This window comes from Streptomyces viridosporus (assembly GCF_002078235.1).
GTDB lineage: Bacteria > Actinomycetota > Actinomycetes > Streptomycetales > Streptomycetaceae > Streptomyces > Streptomyces viridosporus.
This window is the reverse complement of the sequence record NZ_MSGP01000405.1, coordinates 1-2,315: the sequence shown is the minus strand read 5'-3', so window position 1 is coordinate 2,315 and position 2,315 is coordinate 1. Positions and strand designations below refer to the sequence as shown.

Below are 2,315 nucleotides of genomic sequence, written 5' to 3'. Positions count from 1 at the left end.
GCTTCCGATACACCCGCTTGGCGGCACGGGTTCTCCGGGATACGAAGGGGACACCCTGTCGTCTCCGGTTCCCTCCGGCTCCCCGTGGCGAGGTCACCATGCGTCTGCTGCTCGTCCACCCCAGTGCCCTGATGTACTCCGAGATCTTCCTCCGGCTCGAACCGCTGGGCCTGGAGCGGGTCGCGGGTGCCGCCCGCGAGGCGGGTCACGAGGTGCGGGTCGTCGACCTCCAGGTGCTCGGCCTCGGGCGGCTGCGGGACGAGGTGCGCTCCTTCCACCCGGAGGCGCTCGGCATCTCGCTGAACTACCTGGCGAACATCCCCGAGGCGATCGCGCTGGCGGCGCGGGTGAAGCAGGAGGTGCCGGGCTGCTTCGTCTTCCTCGGCGGGCACAGTGTCTCCTTCGTCGCCGAGGAGGTGCTCGAACAGGCGAAGGGCGCGGTGGACGCCGTGGTGCGCGGCGAGGGGGAACCGGCGGTCGCGCCCCTGCTGGAGGCGGTGCGCGACGGCGGGGTGGAAGGGGTGCCGGGCGTCGTCACGGCCGCCGGACGCGGACCCGCGCCGCTGATGCTGCACGGCATCGACACCCCGCTCCCGGCCCGCGACCTGATGCGGAACCGGCGCCGCTACTTCATCGGCGAGCTCGACCCGTGCGCCTCCGCCGAGTTCACCCGGGGCTGTCCCTGGGACTGCTCGTTCTGCTCGGCGTGGACGTTCTACGGCCGCAGCTACCGCAAGGCCTCACCCGAGGCGGCGGCTCAGGACCTGGCGAACGTCCGCGAGCCGAACGTGTTCATCGTGGACGACGTGGCCTTCATCCGGCCGGAGCACGGGGACGCCATCGCCGCGGAGGTGGAGCGGCGCCGCATCCGCAAGCGGTACTACCTGGAGACGCGTGCCGACGTCCTGCTGCGCCACCCGGAGGTCTTCGAGCGGTGGGCGCGGCTGGGGCTGCGCTACATGTTCCTCGGCATGGAGGCCATCGACGCCGAAGGCCTGGACCTGTACCGCAAGCGGGTCAGCCCGGACGAGAACCTCAAGGCCCTGGAGACGGCGCGCCGGCTCGGCATCAAGGCCGCCATCAACCTGATCGTGGACCCGTCCTGGGACGAGGAGCGCTTCCGCGTGGTGCGGGAGTTCGCGCTGGCCGTGCCGGAGATCGTGCACTTCACCGTGATGACGCCGTATCCGGGTACCGAGATCTGGCACACCGAGGCCCGCCGGCTCACCACCCGGGACTACCGCCTCTTCGACATCCAGCACGCGGTGGTGCCCACCACGCTGCCGCTGGAGCGCTTCTACGAGGAGCTGGTGCGCACCCAGGCCGTCATCAACCGCAAGCACCTGGGACTGCGCACGGCGTTCGGCGCGGCGCGGGTGCTCACCCGCAACCTGCTGCACGGGCAGACCAACTTCGCCCGCATGCTGTGGAAGTTCAACCAGGTCTACAACCCGCGCCGGCAACTCGCCGACCACGCCCGGCCGGTGCGCTACGAGCTGCCGCTCCCCCGGCGCCTCGACGTCGGGGACCGGCGTGAGCTGTACGTCCACACCCGGAGCGCGACCCAGGGCGCGCCGGCCCGGCGGACACCGGAGTAGTCCGCCCGGTCCGTCCGAAGGGGCCGCCGTCGCGTCCTTCCGGGGTCGGGACCGGCACGCGTTCGCCGCTGTCCGCCGACCGGTCCCGCCGTCGGCGCAGCCGGGTCCCCGCCTCGGCCGCGAGGAGGCCGTCCACCCGGGGTCGGGAGCCGGGCGGCCACCGGTCGGCCGGACAGCGGGCATGGGCGGAAGCCGGCAGGGGTACGTGTGTGCACGGAACCGATGAGCCGGCCGGAGCACGACGAGCCGGTCGCGCGGAGCGAGGGACTCGACCCGCTCCCGGTCGCCGAGGAAGTGGACGGTCAGGTCCGGCCCGGCTCCGTCGGGCAGCCGGGCGGCGCTCCGCGCGAAGTGCTCCCGGCCCTTCGCGCGACCGCCGGACGCGTCACCCCGCAGGGGCTCCACCAGGACGGCGACGGAGGACACGCTCGGGCCGGTCCCACTCCTCCGGGCGGTCCGACCACGACACCTCGCCAAAGATGTTGAACTTTGAAGAGAATAGGTCTACGGTGGACCTCGTTGAGTTAGTTGAAAATTCAACGTGATCTCCCCGTCCCCAGGAGGAACACCATGGGTATCTTCAACCGCAAGAGCAACCAGCCCGCGCCCGCCACGGACACCGCCGCCGCCGTGAGCCCGGACCTGGCCGCCCTCTCCGGCGACTACACGATCGACCCCGCGCACACCACGATCGGCTTCGTCGCCCGGCACGCCATG

The 2,315-nt window shown here is 71.9% G+C and carries 1 protein-coding gene and 1 pseudogene; both read left to right on the top strand.

The window, feature by feature from the left end:
• The first annotated feature begins 98 nt into the window (after window positions 1-98).
• Entirely contained in the window at window positions 99-1,598 is a 1,500-nt protein-coding gene (gene hpnR, locus B7L92_RS26950; RefSeq protein WP_081239970.1) for a hopanoid C-3 methylase HpnR, read from the top strand.
• A 570-nt stretch (window positions 1,599-2,168) separates the two neighbouring features.
• Window positions 2,169-2,315: pseudogene (locus tag B7L92_RS42730) on the top strand (YceI family protein); the annotation flags it as partial.